Raw genomic sequence first — 23,220 nt, 5'->3', positions numbered from 1 at the left:
GGGGTTGCTCGATGGCATTCCGGCACATCAACGAACTGCCGCTCGGCGACAAGATCTTCCGCGTCGAGCTGGCGAGCGACGACGACATCACCGTGACGCTGACCCTGACCGGCTGGCGCGAGTCGCTGTCCGAGGCCCCGATGGCCTCCGGCTCGCTCACGATGCCGCTGGCCGACGTCCCCACCCTGCGCATCGCGCTGAACCGAGGACTGCGCGCGCTCGCCTTGGCCGCCGACGTCGCGGAGCCCATCCCGGACCGGGACATCCTGCGCGAGCTGTTCCCCGGCCACGGCGCCCCCTGGATCCCGCAGCACGAGGAGGACCTGACCCGCCGGTTCCACGCCGGGGAGACCATCGCCCGCATAGCGGCCCGCTTCGGCCGCACGCCCGACTCCGTGCGGACCAAGCTCCGTGAGCTGGGCCACGACCCGCGCCGCCCGGAGCACTGCCCGCCCGACGGCTGCATGTCATGGTCGCGGTATGCCTCGCCGGTCCTGATCGGCACGACGGAGGAGACGACCGAGGGGTGACGGCGTGCTCAGCGGGTGCTCATCCGCCGCGCACATGTTCTTGATTCCGTAAAGGGGGTCCCCCGGAGCGCATCCGGGGGACTACGGTGAGTACGCACGGGCATCGGACGCCGCATACCGGAAGGATTCAGCATGACCGATCGCCGCGAAGCTCCGCGGGACCGGAGCCTCGGGCCGGACGCGCTCACCGTGCTGGGAGTCGGAATCCCCGGCCAACGGGCGTACCCGGGGCAGGACTCGTCGGAGCACGCCCGTCGGCTGCTCCGCCGAGCGGTCAACACCGACCGGCCGGGCGAGGAGATACTCCGCCTGCTGTCGGCCGCCCGCGGGTATGGCATCGAGCGGCTGCCCGAGCCCCGCGGCCACGCCGGCGGCGGGCACTGGTGCTCCCTCTACGAGCACGCCTTCCTGCTCGATGACGACAGCGAGCTGTGTCTGTACGAGCTGGAACACGACCGCACGGTGGACGGCGGGCTTGTCTGCGAGGTCTACCCGGATGTGCTGAGCGCGGGACGCGCCGCCCAGCGGCACGTTCGCGTCCGGGGAGGTGACGCCTGACGCTCCTCTCCGGAGCGTCCTCCGGGCCCCTCGCCGTGCTCCTGGGCGAGGGGCCCGTATAGCGTGGTGTCCGACGGCTGACGGACGAGAGCTGTGAGGACGAGGACGCCCATGACCCGCGTGATCGCCGGTATCGCCGGCGGGCGGCGGCTGGCCGTGCCGCCGGGCGGCGGCACCCGCCCGACGTCCGACCGGGCGCGCGAGGGTCTGTTCTCCACCTGGACCGCGCTGCGGGGCTCGCTGGACGGAGCCCGGGTGCTCGACCTCTACGGCGGCTCGGGTGCCGTCGGCCTGGAGGCGCTCTCCCGGGGCGCCGCCCACACCCTGCTCGCCGAGACCGACGCGCGAGCCGCCAGGACCATCAGGGACAACATCCGCTCCCTCGGACTGCCCGGCGCCGAGCTGCGCTCCGCGCGGGCCGAGCAGCTCGCGGCGGCGCCGCCCGACGGCGCCTCCTATGACCTGGTTTTCCTGGATCCGCCCTACGCCGTGGGCGATGACGATCTTCGCGAGATTCTGCTCACACTCGTGACAAATGGCTGGCTAGCGGCCGATGCCGTCGTCACGGTGGAGCGCAGCACCCGGGGCGGTGCCTTCGACTGGCCGGACGGATTCCAGGGGCTGCGTTCACGCCGCTACGGCGAGGGAACTCTCTGGTATGGCCGGCCCGCCGCCCACCACGTAAGCGACCGGCCATGAGGGGCCGGGAGAGCGAGGAGGAACCGTTGCGCCGCGCAGTCTGTCCGGGGTCCTTCGATCCCATCACCAATGGCCACCTCGACATCGTCGCCCGCGCCTCGAAGCTCTACGACGTCGTCCACGTTGCCGTCATGATCAACAAGTCCAAGCAGGGGCTGTTCAGCATCGAGGAGCGCATAGCCCTGATCGAGGAGTGCGCCGGCGGCTATGGCAACGTCGTGGTCGAGGCGTTCCACGGCCTCCTCGTCGACTACTGCAAGCAGCGCGACATCCCCGCCATCGTCAAGGGCCTGCGGGCGGTCAGCGACTTCGACTACGAGCTCCAGATGGCCCAGATGAACAACGGCCTCTCCGGCGTCGAGACCATGTTCATTCCCACCAATCCGGTCTACAGCTTCCTCTCCTCCAGCCTGGTCAAGGAGGTCGCCACCTGGGGCGGCGACGTCTCCCACCTGGTCCCCGAGCCCGTGCTGCGCGTGCTCGGTGAGAGACTCGCCCGTCGCTAGCCCGCACCCGCCTCGCCAACCGGTGCCCGCCCGTCGCCGGTTGGCCGTACAGTCGTTTCGTGGACGTACAGCAGAAACTCGACGAGATCGTCAGGGCGGTCCGGAGCGCCAAGGGCATGCCCATGTCGGCATCCTGCGTCATCAACCGCTCCGAGCTGCTCTCGCGGCTCGACGAGGTCCGCCAGGCGCTGCCCGGCTCGCTGGCCGAGGCCAGGGAAGTGCTCGGCGACCGTGAGCAGGTCGTCGCCGAGGCCCAGCAGGAGGCCCGCCGTATCGTCGAGGCGGCGCACGCGGAGCGCGGTTCCCTCGTCGGGACCACCGAGATCGTGCGGCAGGCTCAGGACGAGGCGGCCCGCATCCTCGCCGAGGCCCGCCGGGAGGCCGACGAGGTGCGCGCGGAGGCCGACGACTATGTGGACAGCAAGCTGGCCAACTTCGAGGTGGTCCTGGGCAAGACCATCGGCTCGGTCGACCGGGGCCGGGCCAAGCTCCTCGGCCCGGACCGCGGCGACCCGCAGGAGCTGCTCGCGCGGGCCGACGCCTATGTGGACGCCCAGTTCGGCGCCATCGAGGCGGTGCTGCGCAAGACTCTGGAGGCGGTCGGCCGCGGTCGGCAGAAGCTGACCGGCCACCGCCCGAGCGACGAGCTGGCCGAGCACGTGGCCGCGCAGGAGGCGAGGGAGGCCGGCGAGGGCGGGCAGCCCGGCGACGCCTACTTCGACCGGAGCGGCGACCAGGACACCTACGACTACCTCGGCATGCCGCAGCCCGAGCCGGCCGCCCCGGCGCCCGCGCCCGTCCCGGCGCCCGCCGCCCCCGTCGGCGGCGGTTACGAGGCGCCGGATCCGTACGCGCTCCAGCCCGTCGCGCGGGCCGACGGCTACGGCACCGCCCAGGACGGCTACGGCGGCGGGTCCTACGCCCAGGACGGGACCTACGTGCCCGAGCCCTACGGAGACGACGGCTATGCCGCCGGCGGGTATGCCCAGGAGGATCCCTATGCCCAGCAGCCGGCTCAGCCGCCTTCGTACGGCTACCAGGCCCCGGCGGTGCTGGACGAGACCAGCCTCTTCGACACCGGCATGATCGACGCGGAGCAGCTCCGCCGCTACCAGCAGGGGCACCCCTGACCGCCGCCGATTGGGTGCCCGGCGGCCCGTGAAGTATGCTGGCCCTTCGGCCGTGGCACCTGTCTCCAGACGTGTGATCCCGGCCGCCCGCCCGGCCCCTCTCCGAGGGGCCGACGTGCGCGGCTTCCACCACAGGCAGCACCGTGAGAAAGCAGAACGCCCTGAACGCCCCGCTGGACCACCGAGCCCCTCTCGTGTTCGACACACGCGAGCTTGGGCGGCGTCCCGGTGCGCTCAAGCGGATCTCCCGCACGGTCGAAGCCCCGGCCGACCTCGGCACCGAGGTCATCGGGGTGCCGGCGGGAGCGCCGCTGGAGGTGGAGCTCCGTATGGAGTCGGTGATGGAGGGTGTGCTGGTCACCGGCATCGTCCGGGCGCCGTTGGCGGGGGAGTGCGTAAGGTGTCTGGAGCCGCTGGCCCGGGAGGGCGAGGCGGAGTTCCAGGAGATGTTCTCGTATCCCGAGACCGATGGGCACGGCCGCCGTCAGGCGGACGCCGTCGAGGACGAGGGGGACGAGGAGACGTTGTTCCTCCAGGGCGACCTGTTCGACCTGGAGCCCGTGCTGCGGGACGCGGTGGTGCTGTCACTGCCGCTGCAGCCGGTGTGCCGGGAGGACTGCCCGGGCCTGTGCCCCGAATGCGGGGCGCTGCTCGCGGAGGACCCCGACCACCGTCATGACGACGCCGTCGACATCCGTTGGGCCGCATTGCGGGAGTTCGCCGGGACCTCGGGTCCCGGGGAGTCCTCCGGCAGGCAGGACATGCAAGACAAGGCACCCCGCGGTCGCGGGGACGATCCACAGGAGAAGTAGCCGTGGCTGTTCCGAAGCGGAAGATGTCGCGCAGCAACACGCGCCACCGCCGGTCGCAGTGGAAGGCTGTGGCCCCGAGCCTGGTGCGTTGCGAGCGCTGCCAGGAGCCGAGGCTGCAGCACACCGCGTGCGGCAACTGCGGCACGTACAACCGCCGTCAGGTCCTCGAGGTCTGATCGGCAGGTGACAGGCTCCATGCCACACGCCAGGAGGTCGCAACCCCAGGCGTCGGAGGACACAGCCTCGTCCCTCGCGATTCTGGAAGGGCGGCTCGGCTACCGGCTCGAGCCCGCCCTTCTGGTGCGTGCGCTGACCCACCGCAGCTTCGCATACGAAAACGGCGGACTGCCCACCAACGAGCGGCTGGAGTTCCTCGGGGACTCCGTGCTCGGCCTGGTGGTCACCGACACCTTGTATCGCAGGCATCCGGACCTGGCCGAGGGCCAGCTCGCCAAGTTGCGGGCGGCGGTCGTCCAGGCCAGGGCGCTGGCCGAGGTGGCCCGCGAGCTCGATCTGGGCGCCTTCGTCCGGCTCGGGCGGGGCGAGGAGGGCACCGGCGGCCGGAACAAGGCATCCATTCTCGCGGACACCCTGGAAGCCGTGATCGGCGCCGTCTACCTCGATCAGGGGCTGGACGCGGCGGACGAGCTCGTGCACCGGCTCTTCGACCCGGTGATCGAGCGTTCCTCGAATCTGGGCGCCGGTCTCGACTGGAAGACCAGCCTTCAGGAGCTGAGCGCGGCCGAGGGCCTCGGCGTGCCCGAGTACGTGATCGCGGAGAGCGGTCCGGACCACGAGAAGACCTTCACCGCTGCCGCCCGTGTCGGTGGTGAGACCTACGGCACCGGCACCGGCCGCAGCAAGAAGGAAGCCGAGCAGCAGGCGGCGGAGACGGCCTGGCGGGCCATCCGGGCCGCCATCGACGGCCGGAACGGCACCACGACGGCCGGCGGAGCGCCCGTTGCCTGAGCTGCCGGAGGTGGAGGTCGTCCGGCGCGGCCTCGACCGCTGGATCAGCGGCCGGACGATCACCACGGCCGAAGTGCTGCACCCGCGCGCCATCCGCCGCCACCTGGCGGGCGCCGAGGACTTCGCCGACCGGCTCCGGGGCGTCGGCGTGACCGACGTCCGCCGCCGGGGCAAGTATCTGTGGCTGCCGCTGGGGAACGAGCACGCCCTGCTCGCGCACCTGGGCATGAGCGGACAGCTCCGCGTCCAGCCGGACCGCGCCCCCGACGAGAAGCACCTGCGTGTCCGCGTCACGTTCACCGACCCGGCGGGCGGCGAGCTGCGTTTCGTGGACCAGCGGACCTTCGGCGGGCTCTCCCTCCACCCGGTCACGGCGGACGGGGTGCCGGACGTGATAGGGCACATCGCCCGGGACCCGATGGATCCGGAGTTCGACGAGGACGCCTTCCACGCGGCGCTGCGCCGCCGCCGGACGACCATCAAACGGGCCCTGCTCGACCAGTCGCTCATCAGCGGTGTCGGGAACATCTACGCCGACGAGGCGCTGTGGCGCACCGGGCTGCACTACGACCGCCCGACCGCCGGCCTCACCCGGCCGAGGACCGCCGAGCTGGTGACCCACATCCGCGAGGTGATGGCGGCGGCCCTGGCAGTCGGCGGCACGAGCTTCGACAGTCTGTACGTCAACGTCAACGGCCAGTCCGGCTACTTCGACCGCTCGCTCGACGTGTACGGCCGCGAGGGACACCCCTGCCGCCGCTGCGCGACGCCGGTCCGCAGACGTCCCTGGATGAACCGCTCCAGCTACTTCTGCCCCCGCTGCCAGCGCCTGCCCCGGGCCTGACGCGGCGGGCGGCGGCGGGCGGCGCCGTCCCGGGTCGGGGTCAGAAGCCGAACTCCTGCGTCCACCAGGGGCCGCCCTCGTCGATGTGCACGCCGATGCCCAGGGTGGTGAACGAGCAGTTCAGGATGTTGGCCCGGTGGCCCTCGCTGGTCATCCAGGCGTCCATCACCGCCTCGGGGTTCGGCTGGCCCCAGGCTATGTTCTCGCCGCCCAGGTTGGTCACGTCCGAGGCCGCCGCGCGGTCCCACGGGTCGCGTCCGTCGGGGTCGACGTGGGAGAAGAAGTCGCGTTCGGCCATGTCCAGGCTGAAGCCGGCGGCCAGCCCGGACAGCGCCGGGTCCAGCGTGAGTGCCTGGCAGCCAGCCGCCGTCCGCTCCTCGTTGACCAGGGCCAGCACCGCTTCGGCCGCGGCCTGCTCCGGGTCCGTGCTCGGGGCCGGGGCGTCGTCGGGCGACGGGCTCGCCGGCTCCGGTGCCGCTTCCCGCTCCGGCTCGGGGGCCTCGCTGGTCGGCTCCGGGGCGGGGGCGGGCGCGGTCTCGTCGGGCTCGGGTTCCTCGGGTGAGGGCTTCTCCCGGGTGGGCGTGGGGGTGGGCGTCGGCGTCGCGGCGGGCGACGTCTCCCTCTCGCCCGGCTCCGTCGTCCCGCCGGCCGGCGCCGGAGCGCTCTCGCGCTCCGGCGTGGACGAGGACGTGGCGGCACTCCGCTCGGCGGCCCGGTGCCCGGCGGAGTCGCTGGGCGTGAGGCCGTCCCCGAGGCCGGGCAGCAGGCCCGAGGTCACGGCCACCGCACCCACGGCAAGCGCCGCGGAGGCACTGATCAGCCCGGTCCGCGCATGCCCCTTGCGGCGGCGATGGCGTCCCATCCGAAGCACCTTCCTCGTCAACTTGAAGATCACAAATCACCCAAACGGGGGATTCTTTACCGCGTGACTGTACGCGATGTCGACAAAGACGCCAGTGCCTCACTGCGGATCGAGGGGATAGCGTGCGTCACATGGACCGACCGACTCCGCCGCCCGGCGAGGCATCCGAATCCGTCCGGCTGACCGCCTGGGTCCGTGGCCGGGTGCAGGGCGTGGGCTTCCGCTGGCACACGCGGGCCCGCGCGCTGACCATCGGTGAGCTGCGGGGATTCGCCCTCAATCTGGCGGACGGCCGGGTCCAGGTCGTCGTGGAGGGCGACCGGGAGCGCTGCCGGCTGCTGCTGGAGTGGCTGCGGGGCGAGGACACGCCCGGGCGGGTGACCGGCGTCACCGAGATATGGGACACACCGCGCGGGGGCTACGACGGCTTCGCGGTCCGCTGAGGGCCGGTCCGCCGACCCGGGGAAAATCCGGAATCTGCTTGCCAACCCCACTCCCACGTGCAAGGCTGCCGCCACCACCGCCGCCCGGCGGAGCTGCCCGACCCGCTGGCGAGTGATTCTTTATCTCCTCGCGCGGGCCTTCCGAGGCCGTGGCACACGGGCGATACGCGGTGTGATCGTGTTGACCGTCCCACTTTTTGGTGAGACGCTGAAAGTCCCGCGCACCTCAGCTTTGTGACCCTGGAACACAACGCGGAGCCCTGGCGCGGATTCATTCACCCCACGACCCACCAACGGCTTCGGTCGGTCACTCAGTGTGGAGGACCATCCATCATGGCAAAGGCGCTTCTTGGACACGTCGGCGGCTTCGACCCCCGAGTGCTCGCCGAGATGCGACGGCTTCAGCAGCGCGTACAGGACCTGGAGACTCAGCTCCTCCGGGTCCAGGCGGAAAACGACGCGCTCGCCGCCGCCGCTCGGCACGGCAGCTCGGTGCTCGACAGCATCGACGTGCACAAGGCGGAGCCCGCCCTGACCTGACCTCAATGACGAGGCGAGTCGCTAGGGCTTTCGCTTGCGGAAGTAGTTAATGCGAGGGACGCTTCGGCGTCCCTTCGTCATGTGCGGGTCCCCTGGCACCGCTTGCTTCGTTCATTGACTGATGTGCCCTGCATTCTCCGCGTCGAAACGGCGAATGCCAGAAGAGCGACAGGTAAAGTCGCACGGCGTGCACCTCAAGAGCCTGACCCTGCGCGGGTTCAAGTCCTTCGCCTCGGCCACCACGCTCCGCTTCGAGCCCGGTATCACGTGTGTGGTCGGCCCCAACGGGTCCGGCAAGTCCAATGTGGTGGACGCCCTTTCGTGGGTCATGGGGGAGCAGGGCGCCAAGTCGCTGCGCGGCGGCAAGATGGAGGACGTCATCTTCGCGGGCACCACCGGCCGCCCGCCGCTCGGACGGGCCGAGGTGTCCCTCACCATCGACAACTCCGACGGTGCCCTCCCGATCGACTACACCGAGGTCACTGTCACGCGGACCATGTTCCGCAACGGCGGCAGCGAGTACCAGATCAACGGCGACACCTGCCGCCTCCTCGACGTCCAGGACCTGCTGTCGGACTCCGGCATCGGCCGCGAGATGCACGTCATCGTCGGGCAGGGCCAGCTCGACTCGGTGCTGCACGCCGACCCCACCGGCCGCCGCGCCTTCATCGAGGAGGCCGCCGGGGTGCTCAAGCACCGCAAGCGCAAGGAGAAGGCGCTGCGGAAGCTCGACGCCATGCAGGTCAACCTGGCCCGGGTCCAGGATCTCACCGACGAGCTGCGCCGCCAACTCAAGCCGCTGGGGCGGCAGGCGGCGGTCGCCCGGCGGGCCGCCGTCATCCAGGCCGACCTGCGCGACGCCAGGCTCCGGCTGCTCGCCGACGACCTGGTCACGTTGCGGGCCGCGCTGCGCGCCGAGATCGCGGACGAGGCCGCGCTGAAGGAGCGCAAGGACGCGGCCGAGTGCCGCCTGCGGGAGGCCCTGCGCCGGGAGTCGGAGCTCGAACACGAGGCGCGGACGCTCACGCCCCGCGTGCGGCGGGCGCAGACGACCTGGTATGAGCTGTCGCAGTTGGCCGAGCGGGTGCGCGGCACCGTCAGCCTCGCCGATGCCCGGGTCACCAGCGCCCGTGCCCAGGTCCCCGAGGAGCGGCGCGGGCGCGACCCGGAGGACCTGGAACGGGAGGCCGCCCGGGTCCGCGAGCAGGAGGCGGAGCTGACCGCCGCCCTGGAGGCGGCCGGCCGGGCGCTGGAGGACACGGTCGAGCACCGGGCCGCGCTCGAACGCGGGCTGGCCGACGAGGAACGGCGGCTGAAGGACGTGGCCCGGGCCATCGCGGACCGCCGCGAGGGCCTGGCGCGGCTGTCCGGCCAGGCCAACGCGGCCCGCAGCCGCGCGGCGGCGGGCCAGTCCCAGATCGACCGGCTGGCCACCACCCGCGACGAGGCGCGCGAGCGGGCCGCCGCCGCGCGGCGGGAGTACGAGACGCTGCGCGCGGAGGTCGACGGGCTCGACGCGGGCGACACCGAGCTGGCCGGGGAACACGAGGCGGCCAGGGCCGCCCTCGCCGCCGCCGAGACCGCGCTGACCTCGGCCCGGGAGGCCGCCACCGCCGCCGAACGGGAGCGGGCCGCCGTCTCCGCCCGGCACGACGCGCTCGCTCTCGGCCTGCGTCGCAAGGACGGCACCGGCGCGCTGCTCGCCGCCGCCGACCGGCTCGCCGGAGTGCTCGGCCCGGCCGCCGAGCTGCTGACCGTCACTCCCGGTTTCGAGGTCCCGGTGGCCGCCGCCCTGGGGGCCGCCGCCGACGCGGTCGCGGTCGACGGGCCCGCCGCCGCGGCGGCGGCGCTGCGCCTGCTGCGCAAGAACGACGCGGGCCGCGCCGCCCTGCTGCTCGGCGGCCCCGCCCCGGAGTCCGGGGACGGCGTGCCCGCCGACCCGGCCGCCGCCGCGTCCGGTCCCGGCGCCGGGCCGGTCCCGGCGGTCGGCCTCGTGCGCGGGCCGGAGACCCTGCTGCCGGCCGTGCTCCGCCTGCTGCGCGACGTCGTGGTGGTCGGCACGCTCGACGACGCCCAAGAGCTGCTGGCCCACCGGCCGGAGCTGACCGCCGTCACGGCCGAGGGCGACCTGCTCTCCCGGCATCTGGCCCAGGGCGGCTCGGCCGGCGCGCCCAGCCTGCTGGAGGTCCAGGCGTCCGTGGATGAGGCGGCGGCGGCGCTGCGCCGCCTGACCGGGTGCTGCGCGGAGCTGGCCGCCGCGCAGGAGGAGGCGGCCGAGCGGCGGCGGGTGTGCGCGGCCGAGGTGGAGGAGCTGGCCCGGCGGCGCAGCGCGGCCGAGCGCGAGAAGTCGAAGGTGGCGCAGGACCTGGGCCGGCTGGCCGGTCAGGCGCGCGGCGCGGGTGGCGAGGCGGAGCGGGCGGAAGCCGCGGTGGCGCGGGCCAGGGAGGAGCTGGCCCGGGCCGTCGAGCAGGCCGAGGAACTGGCCGAGCGGCTGGCGGTCGCGGAGGAGGCGGCGGACGGCGAGGAGGAGCCGGACACCACGGTGCGCGACCGGCTCGCCGCCGACGGCGCCAACGCCCGGCAGACGGAGATGGAGGCCAGGCTCCAGGTCCGCACCCATGAGGAGCGGGTCAGGGGGCTGGCCGGCCGGGCGGACTCCCTGGACCGCGCGGCGCGTGCGGAGCGGGAGGCGCGGGCGCGCGCCGAGCAGCGGCGCGCCCGGATGCGGCACGAGGCCGGGGTCGCCGCCGCCGTCGCCGCGGGCGCCCGGCAGCTCCTGGCACATGTCGAGGTCTCGCTGGCCCGCGCCCTCCAGGAGCGGGAGGCCGCCGAGCGGGCCAAGGCGGAACGGGAGCAGGCGCTCGTCGTCGAGCGGAACGCGGGCCGCGAGCTGAAGGAGGAGCTGGACAAGCTCACCGACTCGGTGCACCGGGGTGAGGTGCTCGGCGCGGAGAAGCGGCTGCGCATCGAACAGCTGGAGGGCCGGGCGCTGGAGGAGCTGGGCGTCGAGCCGGAGGTCCTGGTGCGCGAGTACGGCCCGGACCAGCCGGTGCCGCCCGCGTCGCCGGACGAGGGCGAGGAGCTCCCGGCGGACCCGGACGATCCGCGTCATCAGCCGCGCCCGTATGTCCGGACCGAGCAGGAGAAGCGGCTGCGGGCCGCCGAGCGGGCGTACAAGCAGCTCGGGAAGGTCAACCCGCTGGCGCTGGAGGAGTTCGCGGCCCTGGAGGAACGCCACAAGTTCCTCAGCGAGCAGCTCGAAGACCTCAAGAAGACGCGCGCCGACCTGCTTCAGGTCGTGAAGGACGTCGACGAGCGGGTGGAGCAGGTCTTCACGGCCGCCTACCACGACACGGCCCGGGAGTTCGAGGGCGTCTTCTCCCGGCTCTTCCCGGGCGGCGAGGGCCGGCTGCTGCTGACGGACCCCTCGAACATGCTCACCACGGGCGTCGACGTGGAGGCGAGACCGCCGGGCAAGAAGGTCAAGCGGCTGTCGCTGCTCTCCGGCGGCGAGCGCTCGCTGACCGCGGTGGCGCTGCTGGTGTCGATCTTCAAGGCGCGGCCCAGCCCGTTCTACGTCATGGACGAGGTCGAGGCGGCGCTCGACGACACCAACCTCCAGCGGCTGATCCGGATCATGGAGGAGCTCAAGGGCAGCTCCCAGCTCATCGTGATCACGCACCAGAAGCGGACCATGGAGGTCGCGGACGCCCTCTATGGCGTTTCCATGCAGGGGGACGGGGTATCCAAGGTGATCAGTCAGCGTCTCTCTTCATAACCTGAAATTCCCTCAGCGTGATGCGCGCCGAATCACGCCCTTCGCTTCGGGGCTTGACTTAGAAGCTTGAAGTCATAGCCTTTGCGAGGCCGCCTTTCCGTTCAACTTATAGCCCTCGCGCGGAAGTGCTCCACTGGACCGTGCGAGCTCAGTACGGCCGGCAGTGCCGCCGGACACCCAGGAGTGCACCGTGACCTCAACCGCGAAAGCCGAGCCGGTGGCGCACGACAGACGCCCGCCGCATCTCACCTATGTGATCTTCATCGCCGCCACCGCGGCGCTCGGCGGCTTCCTCTTCGGCTACGACAGCGCCGTGATCAACGGGGCCGTGGAGGGCATCCGGGGGAGGTTCGACATCTCCTCGGGCCGACTCGGCACCGTGGTGGCCATCGCGCTGCTCGGCGCCGCGCTCGGCGCCATCGTGGCCGGCCGGCTCGCCGACCGCCTCGGGCGCATCCGCGTCATGCAGATCGCCGCGGCGATCTTCGTCATCGGCAGCGTCGGCTCGGCGCTGCCGTTCTCGGTGTGGGACCTCGCGTTCTGGCGCACCCTGAGCGGCGTCGCCATCGGCATGGCCTCGGTCATCGCGCCCGCCTACATCGCGGAGGTCTCCCCGCCCGCGTACCGGGGCCGACTCGCCTCGTTCCAGCAGGCCGCCATCGTGCTCGGCATCGCCGTCTCCCAACTCGTCAACTACGGCCTGGTCAACCTCGCCGACGACGACCAGCGCGGCTCGCTCCTCGGCCTGGAGGCGTGGCAGGTCATGCTCGGCGTCGCGGCGCTCCCAGCCCTGTTCTACGGCCTGATGACGCTGCGTATCCCCGAGTCGCCGCGCTTCCTGATCAGCACCGGCCGGCTCGACGACGCCCGGCGCGTGCTCGCCGACGTGGAGGCCGAGGGCACCGACCTGGATGCCAGGGTCGCCGAGATCGAGCACAACATCCGCACCGAGCACAGGTCCACCTGGCGCGACCTGATCGGCGGGCGGGCCGGGCTGCTCCCCATCGTCTGGATCGGCATCGGCCTCTCGGTCTTCCAGCAGCTCGTCGGCATCAATGTGATCTTCTACTACTCCAACTCGCTGTGGCAGTCGGTCGGCGTCGACCCCGAGGGCTCGTTCTTCTACTCGTTCACCACGTCGATCATCAACATCATCGGCACGATCATCGCGATGCTCCTCGTGGACCGCATCGGCCGCAAGCCGCTGGCCCTCATCGGCTCGGTCGGCATGGCCCTCTCGCTGGGCCTGACCGCCTGGGCGTTCTCCTTCAAGGAGGGGACCGGCGACGACATCCGGCTGCCCGACACCCAGGGCATGGTGGCCCTGACCGGCGCGCACGGCTTCGTGCTGTTCTTCGGGCTTTCCTGGGGCGTGGTGGTCTGGGTGCTGCTCGGGGAGATGTTCCCCAACCGGATCCGCGCCGCCGCGCTCGGTGTCGCCGCCTCCGCCCAGTGGATCGCCAACTGGGCCATCAGCCAGAGCTTCCCGACCCTCTCGGACTGGAACCTCTCCGGCGCCTATGTGATGTACACCTGCTTCGCCCTGCTCTCGATTCCGTTCATCCTCCTGTGGGTGCCGGAGACGAAGGGCAAGGCGTTGGAGGAGATGGGCTAGCCCCCCCGCCGCCCGTCTCCTCGCCCACCATCGCTGCCCTCGCCCGCCGCTCGCGGGCGGGGGCAGCGGTCATCGGGGCCGGCTTCGGTACGTTAGGACCGTTGCCCCACCGCCAGGCCGCTCAAGGGAACCGATGGACATCCTCATCCTCGTCATCATCATCGCCGTGGTCGCCGTCGCCGCGATCAGCGGGCTCGTCGTCAGCCGTCGCCGGGGGAGGCAGGCGCCACCGCCGCGCGACCAGCGGGCCGCGCCCACGGCGCCCACGGCGCCGCCCGAGCCCCGGGTCGGCGACGAGGCCGCCACGCCTGTCGACGAGGAACGCCGCACCATCGAGGACGTCACGCTGCCCGGCGGCGCGGCGGCCCCGGCGCCCGAGGCGCCCCCGGCCCCCGGCATCGAGGTGCCCGAGCCCGCCGCGGGCCGGATGGTCCGGCTGCGCGCCCGGCTCGCCCGGTCGCAGAACACGCTGGGCCGTGGGCTGCTCACCCTGCTCGCCCGCGAGCACCTCGACGAGGAGACCTGGCAGGAGATCGAGGACACCCTGCTGACCGCCGACATCGGCGTCGGCCCCACCCAGGAGCTGGTGGAGCGGTTGCGCGAGCGGGTCCTGGTGCTGGGCACCCGCACCCCCGACGACCTGCGCACCCTGCTGCGCGAGGAGTTGCTGGCCCAGATCGGTACGGACCTGGACCGCGTCGTGCACACCGAGGGCGGGGTGTCGACCGAGGGCGAGGAGCGCCCGGCCGTGATCCTGGTGGTCGGTGTCAACGGCACGGGCAAGACCACCACCACCGGAAAGCTCGCGCGCGTGCTGGTCGCGGACGGCAGGTCCGTGGTCCTCGGCGCCGCCGACACCTTCCGTGCCGCCGCCGCCGATCAGCTCCAGACCTGGGGCGAGCGGGTGGGCGCCCGTACGGTGCGGGGACCCGAGGGCGGCGATCCGGCCTCGGTGGCGTTCGACGCGGTCAAGGAGGGCATCGCGGAGGGCGCCGACGTGGTGCTGGTCGACACCGCCGGGCGGCTGCACACCAAGACCGGCCTCATGGACGAGCTGGGCAAGGTCAAGCGGGTCATCGAGAAGCACGGCCCGGTCAACGAGGTGCTGCTCGTGCTGGACGCGACCACCGGGCAGAACGGGCTCGTTCAGGCGCGGGTCTTCGCGGAGGTCGTGGACGTCACCGGAATCGCCCTGACCAAGCTCGACGGCACCGCCAAGGGCGGGATCGTGGTCGCCGTCCAGCGCGAGCTCGGCGTGCCCGTGAAGCTGGTGGGTCTCGGCGAGGGGCCGGACGACCTGGCCCCGTTCGAGCCCGAGGCGTTCGTGGACGCGCTGCTCAGCTAGGCCCGGCCCGGCGGCAGGCGTATGCCAGGACGCCCAGCAGCAGCCGGGCGCGCGGCGGCCTCGCGGCCGTCTCCAGGCCGGGCGGGCGCAGCCAGCGGACCGGGCCGAGGCCGCCGTGGTCCGAGGGTGGCGCGGTGACATGCCGACCGGGGCCCAGGCCCCGCAGGTCCAGTGGGGCGTCGTCCCAGCCGACCCGGTAGAGCAGCCTGGGCAGATCCGCCGCCGCGCCCGGCGCGACGAAGAACCAGGCCCGGCCGTGCGGCGCCAGGGCGACCGGGCCCAGCGGCAGGCCCATGCGCTCCAGCGGCGGCAGGGCGCGCAGCCCGGCGGGCGCGGGCACGTCGATCACGTCGAAGTCCCGGCCGGTGGGCAGCAGCACGGACGCGCCCGGTGTGCGCGCCCAGGCGCGCGTCGCCTCGTCCAGCGTCGTGCCGGCGGGAATGAGGAGCGTGGGATCGAGCGGATGCGCCCCCGGGGCCGGGCAGTCCGCCCCGCCGCACGAGCAGCCCGGGCGGCCGTCGGGGCCGAGCCCCGCACGCGCCCCCGGCAGCACGTCCCACCCCCACAGACCCGTGTACTCCGCGACCGCCGTGGTGAGGGAGACCGGGTCGGCTCGCCGCCCGCCGATCGTGAAGCCCATGCCCCCTCCAACGGGTCCGTCCGGCCGATGGTTACGGACCGGCACCCCGCAGCTGACGCGGGAGTGCGCGACGGATCGCGCGCCCCCGGTGTGCTTCGCGTCGACCCCTGCGGGAACGCCGCCCGGACAAGTCAAGCGCGCCGCGCGGGCATTAGGTTCTGGCAATGGGGTGGCGAATGGTGGCGATTGCGAGCCGCCCCTCGTCGCGCCGGAGACCTCGGGATTGCTTTCGACGCATCTCCGGGCGTGACGTCCGCACGTCATCCGTCATTTCGCGCATCGCACACACACTCCCCGGATTGGGGGCGACACCGTGTCCGGCAACGGCAGCGGCATCTCCGCGAAGCGGCCGAACGAACGGCTGGGCTCGTGGTTCCAGCGCAGCGGCTGGTCGAAGGGCGAGCTGGCCCGGCAGGTCAACCGGCGCGCCCGCCAGCTCGGCGCGCACCACATCAGCACGGACACCTCCCGGGTGCGCCGCTGGCTCGACGGCGAGCAGCCGCGCGAGCCGATCCCGCGCATCCTCTCCGAGCTGTTCTCCGAGCGCTTCGGCAGCGTCGTCGGCATCGAGGACCTCGGGCTGCGCTCGGCGCCGCAGTCCGCCGCGGTGTCCGGCATCGACCTGCCCTGGGCGGGGCCGCAGACGGTCGCGCTGATCAACGAGTTCTCCCGCAGCGACCTGATGCTCGGCCGCCGTGGCTTCCTCGGCACCTCCCTCGTCATGTCGGCCGGGCCCGGCCTGATAGAGCCCATGCAGCGCTGGCTGGTGCCCTCGTCCGGCGCCGAGGCGCAGGCCGACGCCCGGCTGACCGTGCCGTCCCAGGCCCGGGGCGAGTCGCGCCGCCTGACCGGCCTGTCGGGCCCGGAGCTGGCGCAGCTGGAGGAGTCGACGGCCCAGTTCCGGCGCTGGGACGCGGTCAGCGGCGGCGGCCTGCGGCGCAAGGCGGTCGTCGGCCAGCTTCACGAGGTCACCGACCTGCTCCAGGAGTCGCACCCGGAGGAGGTGCGCGGGCGGCTGTTCCGGATCACGGCGGAGTTGTCGGAGCTGGCGGGCTGGATGAGCTACGACATCGGGCTCCAGCCGACCGCCCAGAAGTACTTCGTGTTGGCCCTGCACGCCGCCAAGGAGGCCGGGGACCGGCCGCTCGGCGCCTATGTCCTGTCCAAGATGAGCCGGCAGATGATCCATCTCGGGCGGGCCGAGGACGCGCTGGAGCTCATCCACCTCGCGCAGTACGGCAGCCGGGGGCGGGCCACCGCCCGTACCCAGTCCATGCTGTACGCGCTGGAGGGCCGGGCCTACGCCACGCTGGGCCAGGTGCCTCGGTGCCACCGCGCGGTGCGGATGGCCCAGGAGGCGTTCGCCGACATCGCGCCGGGCGAGGAGGAGCCGGACTGGATCCGGTTCTTCTCGGAGGCCGAGCTCAACGCCGAGAACGCCCACTCCTACCGCGATCTGGCCTATGTGGCGGGCCGCAGCCCGGCCTATCTCTCCCGCGCCAGGCCCCTGATGGAACGGGCGGTCGAACTCTTCGCGCGCGAGTGCGCGGAGAACGCGAGCGGCGGGCATCAGCGTTCGTATGCACTCAACCTCATCGGCATGGCCACCGTGCACCTGCTGGAGCGGGAGCCGGAGGCGTGCGCGGCGCAGACGACCGAGGCGATCAACCTGGCCCGGCGGCTCCGCTCCGAGCGGGTGAACAACAGGTTGCGGAAGACCTGGGCCACCGCGCGGCGGGACTACGGCGAGGTCCCCGAGATCGTCGCGCTCACCGAGCGTCTCACCACGGAACTCCCGGAAAGCGAGGTCGGCCGGTCGGTCTGAGGCGCCGCCCCGCCCCCGGCGCCGTCCGCTCCGGACCCCGGGACCGGGCTCCCCCAGGCCGGGGCACGCCCGGCGGGCCGCCGCGGCCGGGTCCGTGTCCGGCACGGGTCGCGGCGGGTCGCGGCGGGGCGCGGCGGGTCGCGGGCGACGGTGCGGCACACAGTAACCTCGCCCCGCCGAGCGTCTAACCCACTTCATCGGGGTGTAACGCGCGCGGCGCCATCGTCACATCCAGGAAACATAGGGGGCCATCGGCGGAAACGGCCCTCAGAGAGCCTGTGGCGAATCCTGACCCGACCAAGATCCTGCCCGCACGGGTCGTAATTCCGAGGAGACGTCCACTTTGAGCCCTGAAGACACCGGTTTTGTACTGATCTGTTCTGCTTTGGTGATGCTCATGACTCCGGGGCTCGCCTTCTTCTACGGCGGCATGGTCCGGGTCAAGAGCGCCCTCAACATGCTGATGATGTCCTTCATCTCCCTGGGTATCGTCAGCGTGTTGTGGGTGCTGTACGGCTTCAGCCTCACCTTCGGTTCCAACTACTCCGCGAGCACCGACGACGGCGGCATCATCGGCAACCTGGACTTCATCGGATTCCAGGACACGATCGCGCTGTCGCCGGACGGCATCACGCCGGACAGCACCGGCCTGCTGACCTTCGCCCTCTTCCAGCTCATGTTCGCCATCATCACCCCCGCGCTGATGAGCGGTGCGCTGGCCGACCGCGTGAAGTTCAGCAGCTGGGCCGTGTTCGTGGCGCTGTGGGTCACCGTCGTCTACTTCCCGGTCGCCCACTGGGTCTGGGCCGCCGACGGCTGGCTCTTCGGCGAGGAGGTCATCGACTTCGCCGGCGGCACCGCCGTCCACATCAACGCGGGTGCCGGCGCGCTGGCCGCCGCGCTGGTGATCGGCAAGCGTAAGGGCTTCAAGAAGGAGCCGATGCGTCCGCACAACCTGCCGATGGTGCTGCTCGGCGCGGCCCTGCTGTGGTTCGGCTGGTTCGGCTTCAACGCCGGCTCCGCCCTGTCGCCGACGGGCACCGCCGCCGTGATGGCCCTCAACACCCAGCTCGCCACCGCCGCCGCCATGATCGGCTGGCTCATCTACGAGCGCATCCGCCACGGCGCGTTCACCACCCTGGGTGCCGCGTCCGGCGCGATCGCGGGTCTGGTCGCCATCACCCCGTCCGGCGCACACGTCAGCCCGATGTCCGCGCTGCTCATCGGCGTGATCGCCGGCGCCGTCTGCGCCTGGGCCGTCAGCCTGAAGTACAAGCTGGGTTACGACGACTCGCTGGACGTCGTGGGCGTCCACCTGGTCGGTGGCCTCATCGGCACCCTGCTGGTGGGCTTCCTGGCCTCCGACAAGGTCAACACCGTCGCCGGCGGATTCGAGCAGTTCGGCAAGCAGGCCCTGGGTGCCTTCGCCGTGCTGGGGTATTCCTTCGTCGTCACCTTCATCCTCGCGACGCTCATCCAGCGCACCATCGGCTTCCGTTCCTCCGAGGACGAGGAAGTCGCGGGCCTGGATCTGGCATACCACGCCGAGACCGGGTACGACTTCACTCAGACCGGCACCGGCTCCGTGCCCGTCAGCAGCGTTCCGGCCACCGCCGATCTGGCGGCCGGTGAGAAGAAGGTGGACGCATGAAGCTCATCACCGCGGTGATCAAGCCGCACCGGCTGGACGAGGTCAAGGACGCCCTCACGGCGTTCGGGGTGCACGGCCTGACCGTGACCGAGGCCAGCGGCTACGGCCGTCAGCGCGGTCACACCGAGGTTTACCGTGGCGCCGAGTACACCGTCGACCTGGTGCCGAAGGTCCGCATCGAGATCCTGGCCGAGGACTCGGACGCGGAAGCGCTCATCGATGTCGTCGTCAAGGCGGCGCGCACCGGCAAGATCGGTGACGGGAAGGTCTGGAGCCTGCCCGTCGACACGGCCATCAGGGTCCGCACCGGCGAGCGTGGTCCGGACGCCCTTTAGCAGAACACCGAGAGTTGGGGACCGCATGACGGCGGAGACGACATCAACGACCGGCGGAGAGACGGGCCCCAGCGGTGGCTACGCGGCGGCCCGGCTGCACCTCCTGACCAAGGAGGAGCAGACCGGGCCGCCGCGCCGCGCGCGGCTGGCGCGGCTCACGGACGACTGGCTCACCGGACTGCTCGGGGACGGACCCCGTCCCGCCCGCGCCGCGCTGGTGGCCGTCGGCGGCTACGGCCGCGGCGAGCTCTCCCCGCGCAGCGATCTCGACCTGCTCCTCCTCCACGACGGCAGCGCCACCCGCGCCGAGCTCGCCGCGCTCGCCGACCGCCTGTGGTATCCCGTCTGGGACCTCGGCATCTCCCTGGACCACTCCGTGCGCACCCTGACCGAGGCGCACGAGACCGCGGCGGACGACCTCAAGGTCCATCTCGGCCTGCTGGACGCCCGCCACGTGGCGGGCGACGCCGCCCTCACCGCCGAGCTGCGCACCGCCCTGCTCGCCCAGTGGCGCGCCCAGGCCCCCGCCCGCCTCCCCGAGCTGCACGAGCTCGGCCGGGAACGCGCCCGCCGCCACGGCGAGCTGCCGTTCCTCCTCGAACCCGACCTCAAGGAGGCCCACGGCGGCCTGCGGGACGCCACCGCCCTGCGCGCGGTCGCCGCCTCCTGGGTGGCCGACGCCCCGCGCCAGGGTCTCGACGCCGCCCGCAACACCCTCCTCGACGTGCGCGACGCCCTGCACCTGACCACCGGCCGCGCCACCGACCGGCTGGCCCTGGAGGACCAGGACCAGGTGGCCGAGGCACTCGGAATGCTCGACGCCGACACCCTGCTGCGGCGTGTGTACGAGGCGGGCCGCACCATCTCGTACGCCTCCGACGTCACCTGGCGCGAGGTCAGCCGTGTGCTGCGGGCCCGCTCCGCCCGGCGCCGGCTGCGCGGCCTGCTGGGCGGCCGTCCCGCCCGCCGTACCCCGGGCGAGGAGCGCACACCGCTGGCCGAGGGCGTCGTCGAACAGGAGGGCGAAGTCGTGCTCGCCCGTGGCGCCCGGCCCGATCGCGACCCGGTGCTGCCGTTGCGGGCCGCAGCGGCGGCGGCCCAGGCCGGCCTGCCCCTCGCGCTGCCCGCCGCGCACGCGCTGGCCGCCGCCGACACCACGCTTCCGGTGCCCTGGCCGGCCGAGGCGCGCGAGCAGTTCATCACCCTGCTCGGCGCCGGCCCGGACACCGTTCCCGTCTGGGAGGCCATGGAGGCCGCCGGGCTGATCACGCGCCTGCTGCCCGACTGGGAGCGCGTCCGCTGCCGCCCGCAGCGCAACGCCGTGCACCGCTGGACCGTCGACCGGCACCTGGTCGAGACCGCCGTGCGCGCCTCCGCGCTCACCCGCCGGGTCGAGCGCCCCGACCTGCTGCTCGTCGCCGCCCTCCTGCACGACATCGGCAAGGGCTGGCCCGGCGACCACAGCGTCGCCGGCGAGACCATCGCCCGCGACATGGCCGCCAGCATCGGCTTCGGCGCGGCCGACACGGAGGTGCTCGCCACCCTCGTGCGCAACCATCTGCTGCTGATCGAGACCGCCACCCGGCGCGACCTGGAGGATCCCGCCACCCTGGCCCACGTCGCCAAGGCCGTCGGTACCCGGTCCACCCTGGAGCTGCTGCACGCCCTCACCGAGGCGGACGCGCTCGCCACCGGCCCCGCCGCCTGGTCCGCCTGGCGGGCCTCGCTCCTGGCCGACCTGGTCAAGCGGGTCTCGGCCGTGCTGGAGGAGGGCGGCGATCCGCCCCGCCCGGCCCCCTCGCAGCCGAGCATCGCGGCGGAGCGGCTGGCCATCGAGGCGTTCCGCACCGGCGCCCCCGTGCTCGCCCTGCACACCCGCCCCGACCGGGCCCCCGCCGCCGAACCGGACCGCGCCGGGGAGGACGCCGAGCCGGAGCCGGTCGGCGTCGAGCTGGTGGTGGCCCTGCCCGAGCAGCCGGGCGTGCTCCCGGCGGTCGCCGGGGTCCTGGCGCTGCACCGGCTGACCGTGCGCTCCGCCGAGCTGCGCGGCGTCGACCCGGCCGGCCAGGGCCAAGTCCTGCTGCTGGACTGGCGGGTGGCCGCCGAGTACGGCTCGCTGCCGCAGGCCGAGCGGCTGCGCGCGGACCTGGTGCGGGCGCTGGAGGGCTCCCTGGACATCGCCACCCGGCTCGCCGAGCGGGAGGCCGCCTACCGGCGCCCGCGCCGCAGGCTCCCGCTGACCCCGCCGCCGAGGGTCACCGTCGCGCCCCTGGGCTCGAAGGTGGCCACGGTGATCGAGGTGCGCGCCCAGGACGCCCCGGGGTTGCTCTACCGGATCGGCCACGCCCTGGACGGCGCGGGCGTCACGGTGCGCAGCGCCCACATCAGCACGCTCGGGGCAAACGCCGTGGACGCCTTCTACGTCACCGGGCCGGACGGCAAGCCGCTCGCCGGGGAAGAGGCGTCGGGGCTCGCCCGCGATCTCGAACGGGCGCTGGCCGGCTGACCCCCGAGCACCGCGGGCTGACCGTACCCGCGCCGGGCGGATACGCTGGAGGACACCGCCGACCGACCGCCGAACCGTAAGGACCCGCCAGCGCCGTGTTCGACACACTCTCCGACCGCCTTGCGGCCACGTTCAAGAACCTCAGGGGCAAGGGCCGCCTGAGCGAGGCGGACATCGACGCCACGGCGCGTGAGATCCGTGTCGCCCTGCTGGAGGCGGACGTCGCCCTGCCGGTCGTCCGCTCGTTCATCCAGCGGGTCAAGGAACGGGCGCTCGGCTCCGAGGTGTCCAAGGCCCTGAACCCCTCGCAGCAGATCGTCAAGATCGTCAACGAGGAGCTCGTCGGCATCCTGGGCGGCGAGACCCGGCGGCTGCGTTTCGCCAAGACCCCGCCGACCGTGGTGATGCTGGCCGGTCTCCAGGGCGCGGGCAAGACCACCCTGGCGGGCAAGCTGGGCCGGTGGCTGAAGAGCCAGGGCCACACCCCGCTGCTGGTCGCCTGCGACCTGCAGCGGCCCAACGCGGTCAACCAGCTGAGCGTCGTCGCCGAGCGGGCCGGCGTCGCGGTGTTCGCGCCCGCGCCGGGGAACGGCGTGGGCGACCCGGTGAAGGTGGCCGAGGACTCCCTCGTCCACGCCAGGGACAAGCAGTACGACGTCGTCATCGTCGACACCGCGGGCCGGCTGGGCATCGACGAGGAGATGATGCGGCAGGCCGCGGACATCCGCGACGCCGTCCGCCCCGACGAGATCCTGTTCGTCGTGGACGCCATGATCGGCCAGGACGCCGTCACCACGGCCGAGGCGTTCCGCGACGGGGTCGGCTTCGACGGGGTCGTCCTCTCCAAGCTCGACGGCGACGCGCGCGGCGGCGCGGCGCTGTCCGTGGCGCAGGTCACCGGCCGCCAGATCATGTTCGCGTCCAATGGCGAGAAGCTGGACGACTTCGACGCCTTCCACCCGGACCGCATGGCGTCCCGCATCCTCGGCATGGGCGACGTGCTCAGCCTCATCGAGCAGGCCGAGCGGACGTTCAGCCAGCAGGAGGCCGAGAAGCTGGCCAGCAAGCTGGCCAAGGGCCCCAAGGAGTTCACCCTCGACGACTTCCTTCAGCAGATGGAGCAGGTCCGCAAGATGGGCTCGATCTCCAAGCTGCTCGGGATGATGCCGGGCATGGGCCAGATGCGCGAGCAGATCAACAACCTGGACGAGCGCGACGTGGACCGCACCGCCGCCATCATCAAGTCCATGACCCCGGCCGAGCGCGCCGACCCGAAGATCATCAACGGCTCGCGCCGCGTCCGCATCGCGCGCGGCTCAGGCGTGGACGTCAGCGCGGTCAAGGGCCTGGTGGAGCGTTTCTTCGAAGCCCGCAAGATGATGTCCCGGATGGCCCAGGGCGGTGGCCTGCCCGGTATGCCCGGCATCCCCGGGATGGGCGGCGCCGGCAAGCGCAAGCCCAAGCAGCAGAAGAAGGCCAAGGGCGCGCGTCGCTCGGGCAATCCGATGAAGCGCCAGGCCGACGAGCAGCGGCAGGGCGAGGGCGGCGGGGCGTTCGAGCCTGAATCCTTCGAACTACCCAAGGAATTCCGGGATATGCTCCCGCCGAAGTAACCGATTCACGCTTCCGGGC

21 protein-coding genes are annotated in these 23,220 nt (G+C 72.7%); 19 read left to right on the top strand and 2 right to left on the bottom strand.

Annotated features, from left to right (window positions below):
• Positions 1–11: 11 nt before the first annotated feature.
• The 9 genes from OIE51_RS07165 to mutM all read left to right on the top strand — a co-directional run bounded on the left by OIE51_RS07165 (position 12) and on the right by mutM (position 6,048).
• A complete protein-coding gene (locus OIE51_RS07165) occupies positions 12–530 on the top strand; it encodes a hypothetical protein (protein ID WP_326596338.1) in 519 nt (172 codons plus the stop codon).
• 132 nt (positions 531–662) lie between these two features.
• Positions 663–1,088: a DUF6227 family protein gene (locus OIE51_RS07160; RefSeq protein WP_326596337.1), complete on the top strand. Its 426-nt coding sequence runs from the start codon at positions 663–665 to the stop codon at positions 1,086–1,088.
• A gap of 111 nt (positions 1,089–1,199) precedes the next feature.
• On the top strand, positions 1,200–1,787 hold the full coding sequence (gene rsmD / locus OIE51_RS07155; protein WP_326596336.1) for a 16S rRNA (guanine(966)-N(2))-methyltransferase RsmD: 588 nt from the start codon (positions 1,200–1,202) through the stop codon (positions 1,785–1,787).
• A gap of 26 nt (positions 1,788–1,813) precedes the next feature.
• Positions 1,814–2,293: a pantetheine-phosphate adenylyltransferase gene (gene coaD, locus OIE51_RS07150; RefSeq protein WP_326596334.1), complete on the top strand. Its 480-nt coding sequence runs from the start codon at positions 1,814–1,816 to the stop codon at positions 2,291–2,293.
• Positions 2,294–2,352: 59 nt separating this feature from the next.
• Positions 2,353–3,423: an ATP synthase F0 subunit B gene (locus tag OIE51_RS07145; protein ID WP_326596332.1), complete on the top strand. Its 1,071-nt coding sequence runs from the start codon at positions 2,353–2,355 to the stop codon at positions 3,421–3,423.
• A 143-nt stretch (positions 3,424–3,566) separates the two neighbouring features.
• On the top strand, positions 3,567–4,235 hold the full coding sequence (locus OIE51_RS07140; RefSeq protein ID WP_326596330.1) for a YceD family protein: 669 nt from the start codon (positions 3,567–3,569) through the stop codon (positions 4,233–4,235).
• Between the two features lie 2 nt (positions 4,236–4,237).
• Positions 4,238–4,411, top strand: coding sequence for a 50S ribosomal protein L32 (gene rpmF / locus OIE51_RS07135; protein WP_326596328.1), 174 nt, complete (start codon positions 4,238–4,240; stop codon positions 4,409–4,411).
• 19 nt (positions 4,412–4,430) lie between these two features.
• Complete coding sequence (gene rnc / locus OIE51_RS07130) at positions 4,431–5,204, top strand: ribonuclease III (protein WP_326596326.1); 774 nt, start codon at positions 4,431–4,433, stop codon at positions 5,202–5,204.
• Complete coding sequence (gene mutM / locus OIE51_RS07125) at positions 5,197–6,048, top strand: bifunctional DNA-formamidopyrimidine glycosylase/DNA-(apurinic or apyrimidinic site) lyase (RefSeq protein ID WP_326596324.1); 852 nt, start codon at positions 5,197–5,199, stop codon at positions 6,046–6,048. The genes rnc and mutM overlap by 8 nt, the downstream gene beginning before the upstream one ends.
• Before the next feature lie 40 nt (positions 6,049–6,088).
• Here mutM and OIE51_RS07120 read toward each other — a convergent pair whose 3' ends face one another.
• The gene (locus OIE51_RS07120) at positions 6,089–6,910 is read right to left on the bottom strand and encodes a CAP domain-containing protein (protein WP_326596322.1); all 822 of its coding nucleotides are present in this window, start codon (positions 6,908–6,910) and stop codon (positions 6,089–6,091) included.
• A gap of 131 nt (positions 6,911–7,041) precedes the next feature.
• Here OIE51_RS07120 and OIE51_RS07115 point away from each other — a divergent pair, with 131 nt between their 5' ends.
• The 5 genes from OIE51_RS07115 (at position 7,042) to ftsY (ending at position 14,631) form a co-directional block, all read left to right on the top strand.
• Positions 7,042–7,353 carry an acylphosphatase gene (locus tag OIE51_RS07115; RefSeq protein ID WP_326596320.1) on the top strand — a complete coding sequence of 104 codons (312 nt, stop codon included), beginning with the start codon at positions 7,042–7,044 and terminating at the stop codon, positions 7,351–7,353.
• 333 nt (positions 7,354–7,686) lie between these two features.
• Entirely contained in the window at positions 7,687–7,893 is a 207-nt protein-coding gene (locus OIE51_RS07110; protein WP_326596319.1) for a hypothetical protein, read from the top strand.
• Positions 7,894–8,080: 187 nt separating this feature from the next.
• Positions 8,081–11,671, top strand: a complete 3,591-nt coding sequence (gene smc, locus OIE51_RS07105) for a chromosome segregation protein SMC (RefSeq protein WP_326596317.1) — start codon at positions 8,081–8,083, stop codon at positions 11,669–11,671.
• Between the two features lie 190 nt (positions 11,672–11,861).
• A complete protein-coding gene (locus OIE51_RS07100; RefSeq protein WP_326596316.1) occupies positions 11,862–13,286 on the top strand; it encodes a sugar porter family MFS transporter in 1,425 nt (474 codons plus the stop codon).
• 133 nt (positions 13,287–13,419) lie between these two features.
• On the top strand, positions 13,420–14,631 hold the full coding sequence (gene ftsY / locus OIE51_RS07095) for a signal recognition particle-docking protein FtsY (protein WP_326596314.1): 1,212 nt from the start codon (positions 13,420–13,422) through the stop codon (positions 14,629–14,631).
• Here ftsY and OIE51_RS07090 read toward each other — a convergent pair.
• Positions 14,624–15,271 carry a bifunctional DNA primase/polymerase gene (locus OIE51_RS07090; protein WP_326596312.1) on the bottom strand — a complete coding sequence of 216 codons (648 nt, stop codon included), beginning with the start codon at positions 15,269–15,271 and terminating at the stop codon, positions 14,624–14,626. The two genes, ftsY and OIE51_RS07090, sit on opposite strands and share 8 nt — an antisense overlap.
• Before the next feature lie 313 nt (positions 15,272–15,584).
• Here OIE51_RS07090 and nsdA point away from each other — a divergent pair, with 313 nt between their 5' ends.
• The 5 genes from nsdA to ffh all read left to right on the top strand — a co-directional run bounded on the left by nsdA (position 15,585) and on the right by ffh (position 23,201).
• The gene (gene nsdA / locus OIE51_RS07085; RefSeq protein ID WP_326596311.1) at positions 15,585–17,096 is read left to right on the top strand and encodes a transcriptional repressor NsdA; all 1,512 of its coding nucleotides are present in this window, start codon (positions 15,585–15,587) and stop codon (positions 17,094–17,096) included.
• 391 nt (positions 17,097–17,487) lie between these two features.
• Positions 17,488–18,747 (top strand): ammonium transporter, encoded by a 1,260-nt coding sequence (locus OIE51_RS07080; RefSeq protein ID WP_442811875.1) that lies wholly within the window; start codon positions 17,488–17,490, stop codon positions 18,745–18,747.
• A complete protein-coding gene (locus tag OIE51_RS07075; RefSeq protein ID WP_059011713.1) occupies positions 18,744–19,082 on the top strand; it encodes a P-II family nitrogen regulator in 339 nt (112 codons plus the stop codon). Before OIE51_RS07080 ends, OIE51_RS07075 begins: the two co-directional genes overlap by 4 nt.
• Positions 19,083–19,107: 25 nt before the next feature.
• Complete coding sequence (locus tag OIE51_RS07070) at positions 19,108–21,588, top strand: [protein-PII] uridylyltransferase (protein ID WP_326596309.1); 2,481 nt, start codon at positions 19,108–19,110, stop codon at positions 21,586–21,588.
• A 95-nt stretch (positions 21,589–21,683) separates the two neighbouring features.
• Positions 21,684–23,201, top strand: a complete 1,518-nt coding sequence (gene ffh, locus OIE51_RS07065) for a signal recognition particle protein (RefSeq protein ID WP_326596308.1) — start codon at positions 21,684–21,686, stop codon at positions 23,199–23,201.
• Positions 23,202–23,220: the final 19 nt, after the last annotated feature.

It is taken from the genome of Streptomyces sp. NBC_01803, assembly GCF_035917415.1.
In the GTDB taxonomy this organism is placed as follows: Bacteria; Actinomycetota; Actinomycetes; order Streptomycetales; family Streptomycetaceae; genus Streptomyces.
The sequence above is the reverse complement of the archived record's forward strand: the minus strand, read 5'-3'. Positions and strand labels throughout refer to the sequence as shown.

What these genes read in the sequence shown, in the direction of transcription:
- OIE51_RS07120 (WP_326596322.1), bottom strand. Translation starts at nt 6,910, where the DNA reads ATGGGACGCCATCGCCGCCGCAAGGGGCATGCGCGGACCGGGCTGATC.
- OIE51_RS07080 (WP_442811875.1), top strand. Translation starts at nt 17,488, where the DNA reads ATGCTCATGACTCCGGGGCTCGCCTTCTTCTACGGCGGCATGGTCCGG.
- OIE51_RS07160 (WP_326596337.1), top strand. Translation starts at nt 663, where the DNA reads ATGACCGATCGCCGCGAAGCTCCGCGGGACCGGAGCCTCGGGCCGGAC.
- OIE51_RS07110 (WP_326596319.1), top strand. Translation starts at nt 7,687, where the DNA reads ATGGCAAAGGCGCTTCTTGGACACGTCGGCGGCTTCGACCCCCGAGTG.
- OIE51_RS07070 (WP_326596309.1), top strand. Translation starts at nt 19,108, where the DNA reads ATGACGGCGGAGACGACATCAACGACCGGCGGAGAGACGGGCCCCAGC.
- OIE51_RS07115 (WP_326596320.1), top strand. Translation starts at nt 7,042, where the DNA reads ATGGACCGACCGACTCCGCCGCCCGGCGAGGCATCCGAATCCGTCCGG.
- OIE51_RS07165 (WP_326596338.1), top strand. Translation starts at nt 12, where the DNA reads ATGGCATTCCGGCACATCAACGAACTGCCGCTCGGCGACAAGATCTTC.
- OIE51_RS07090 (WP_326596312.1), bottom strand. Translation starts at nt 15,271, where the DNA reads ATGGGCTTCACGATCGGCGGGCGGCGAGCCGACCCGGTCTCCCTCACC.
- ftsY (WP_326596314.1), top strand. Translation starts at nt 13,420, where the DNA reads ATGGACATCCTCATCCTCGTCATCATCATCGCCGTGGTCGCCGTCGCC.
- rsmD (WP_326596336.1), top strand. Translation starts at nt 1,200, where the DNA reads ATGACCCGCGTGATCGCCGGTATCGCCGGCGGGCGGCGGCTGGCCGTG.
- rnc (WP_326596326.1), top strand. Translation starts at nt 4,431, where the DNA reads ATGCCACACGCCAGGAGGTCGCAACCCCAGGCGTCGGAGGACACAGCC.
- OIE51_RS07075 (WP_059011713.1), top strand. Translation starts at nt 18,744, where the DNA reads ATGAAGCTCATCACCGCGGTGATCAAGCCGCACCGGCTGGACGAGGTC.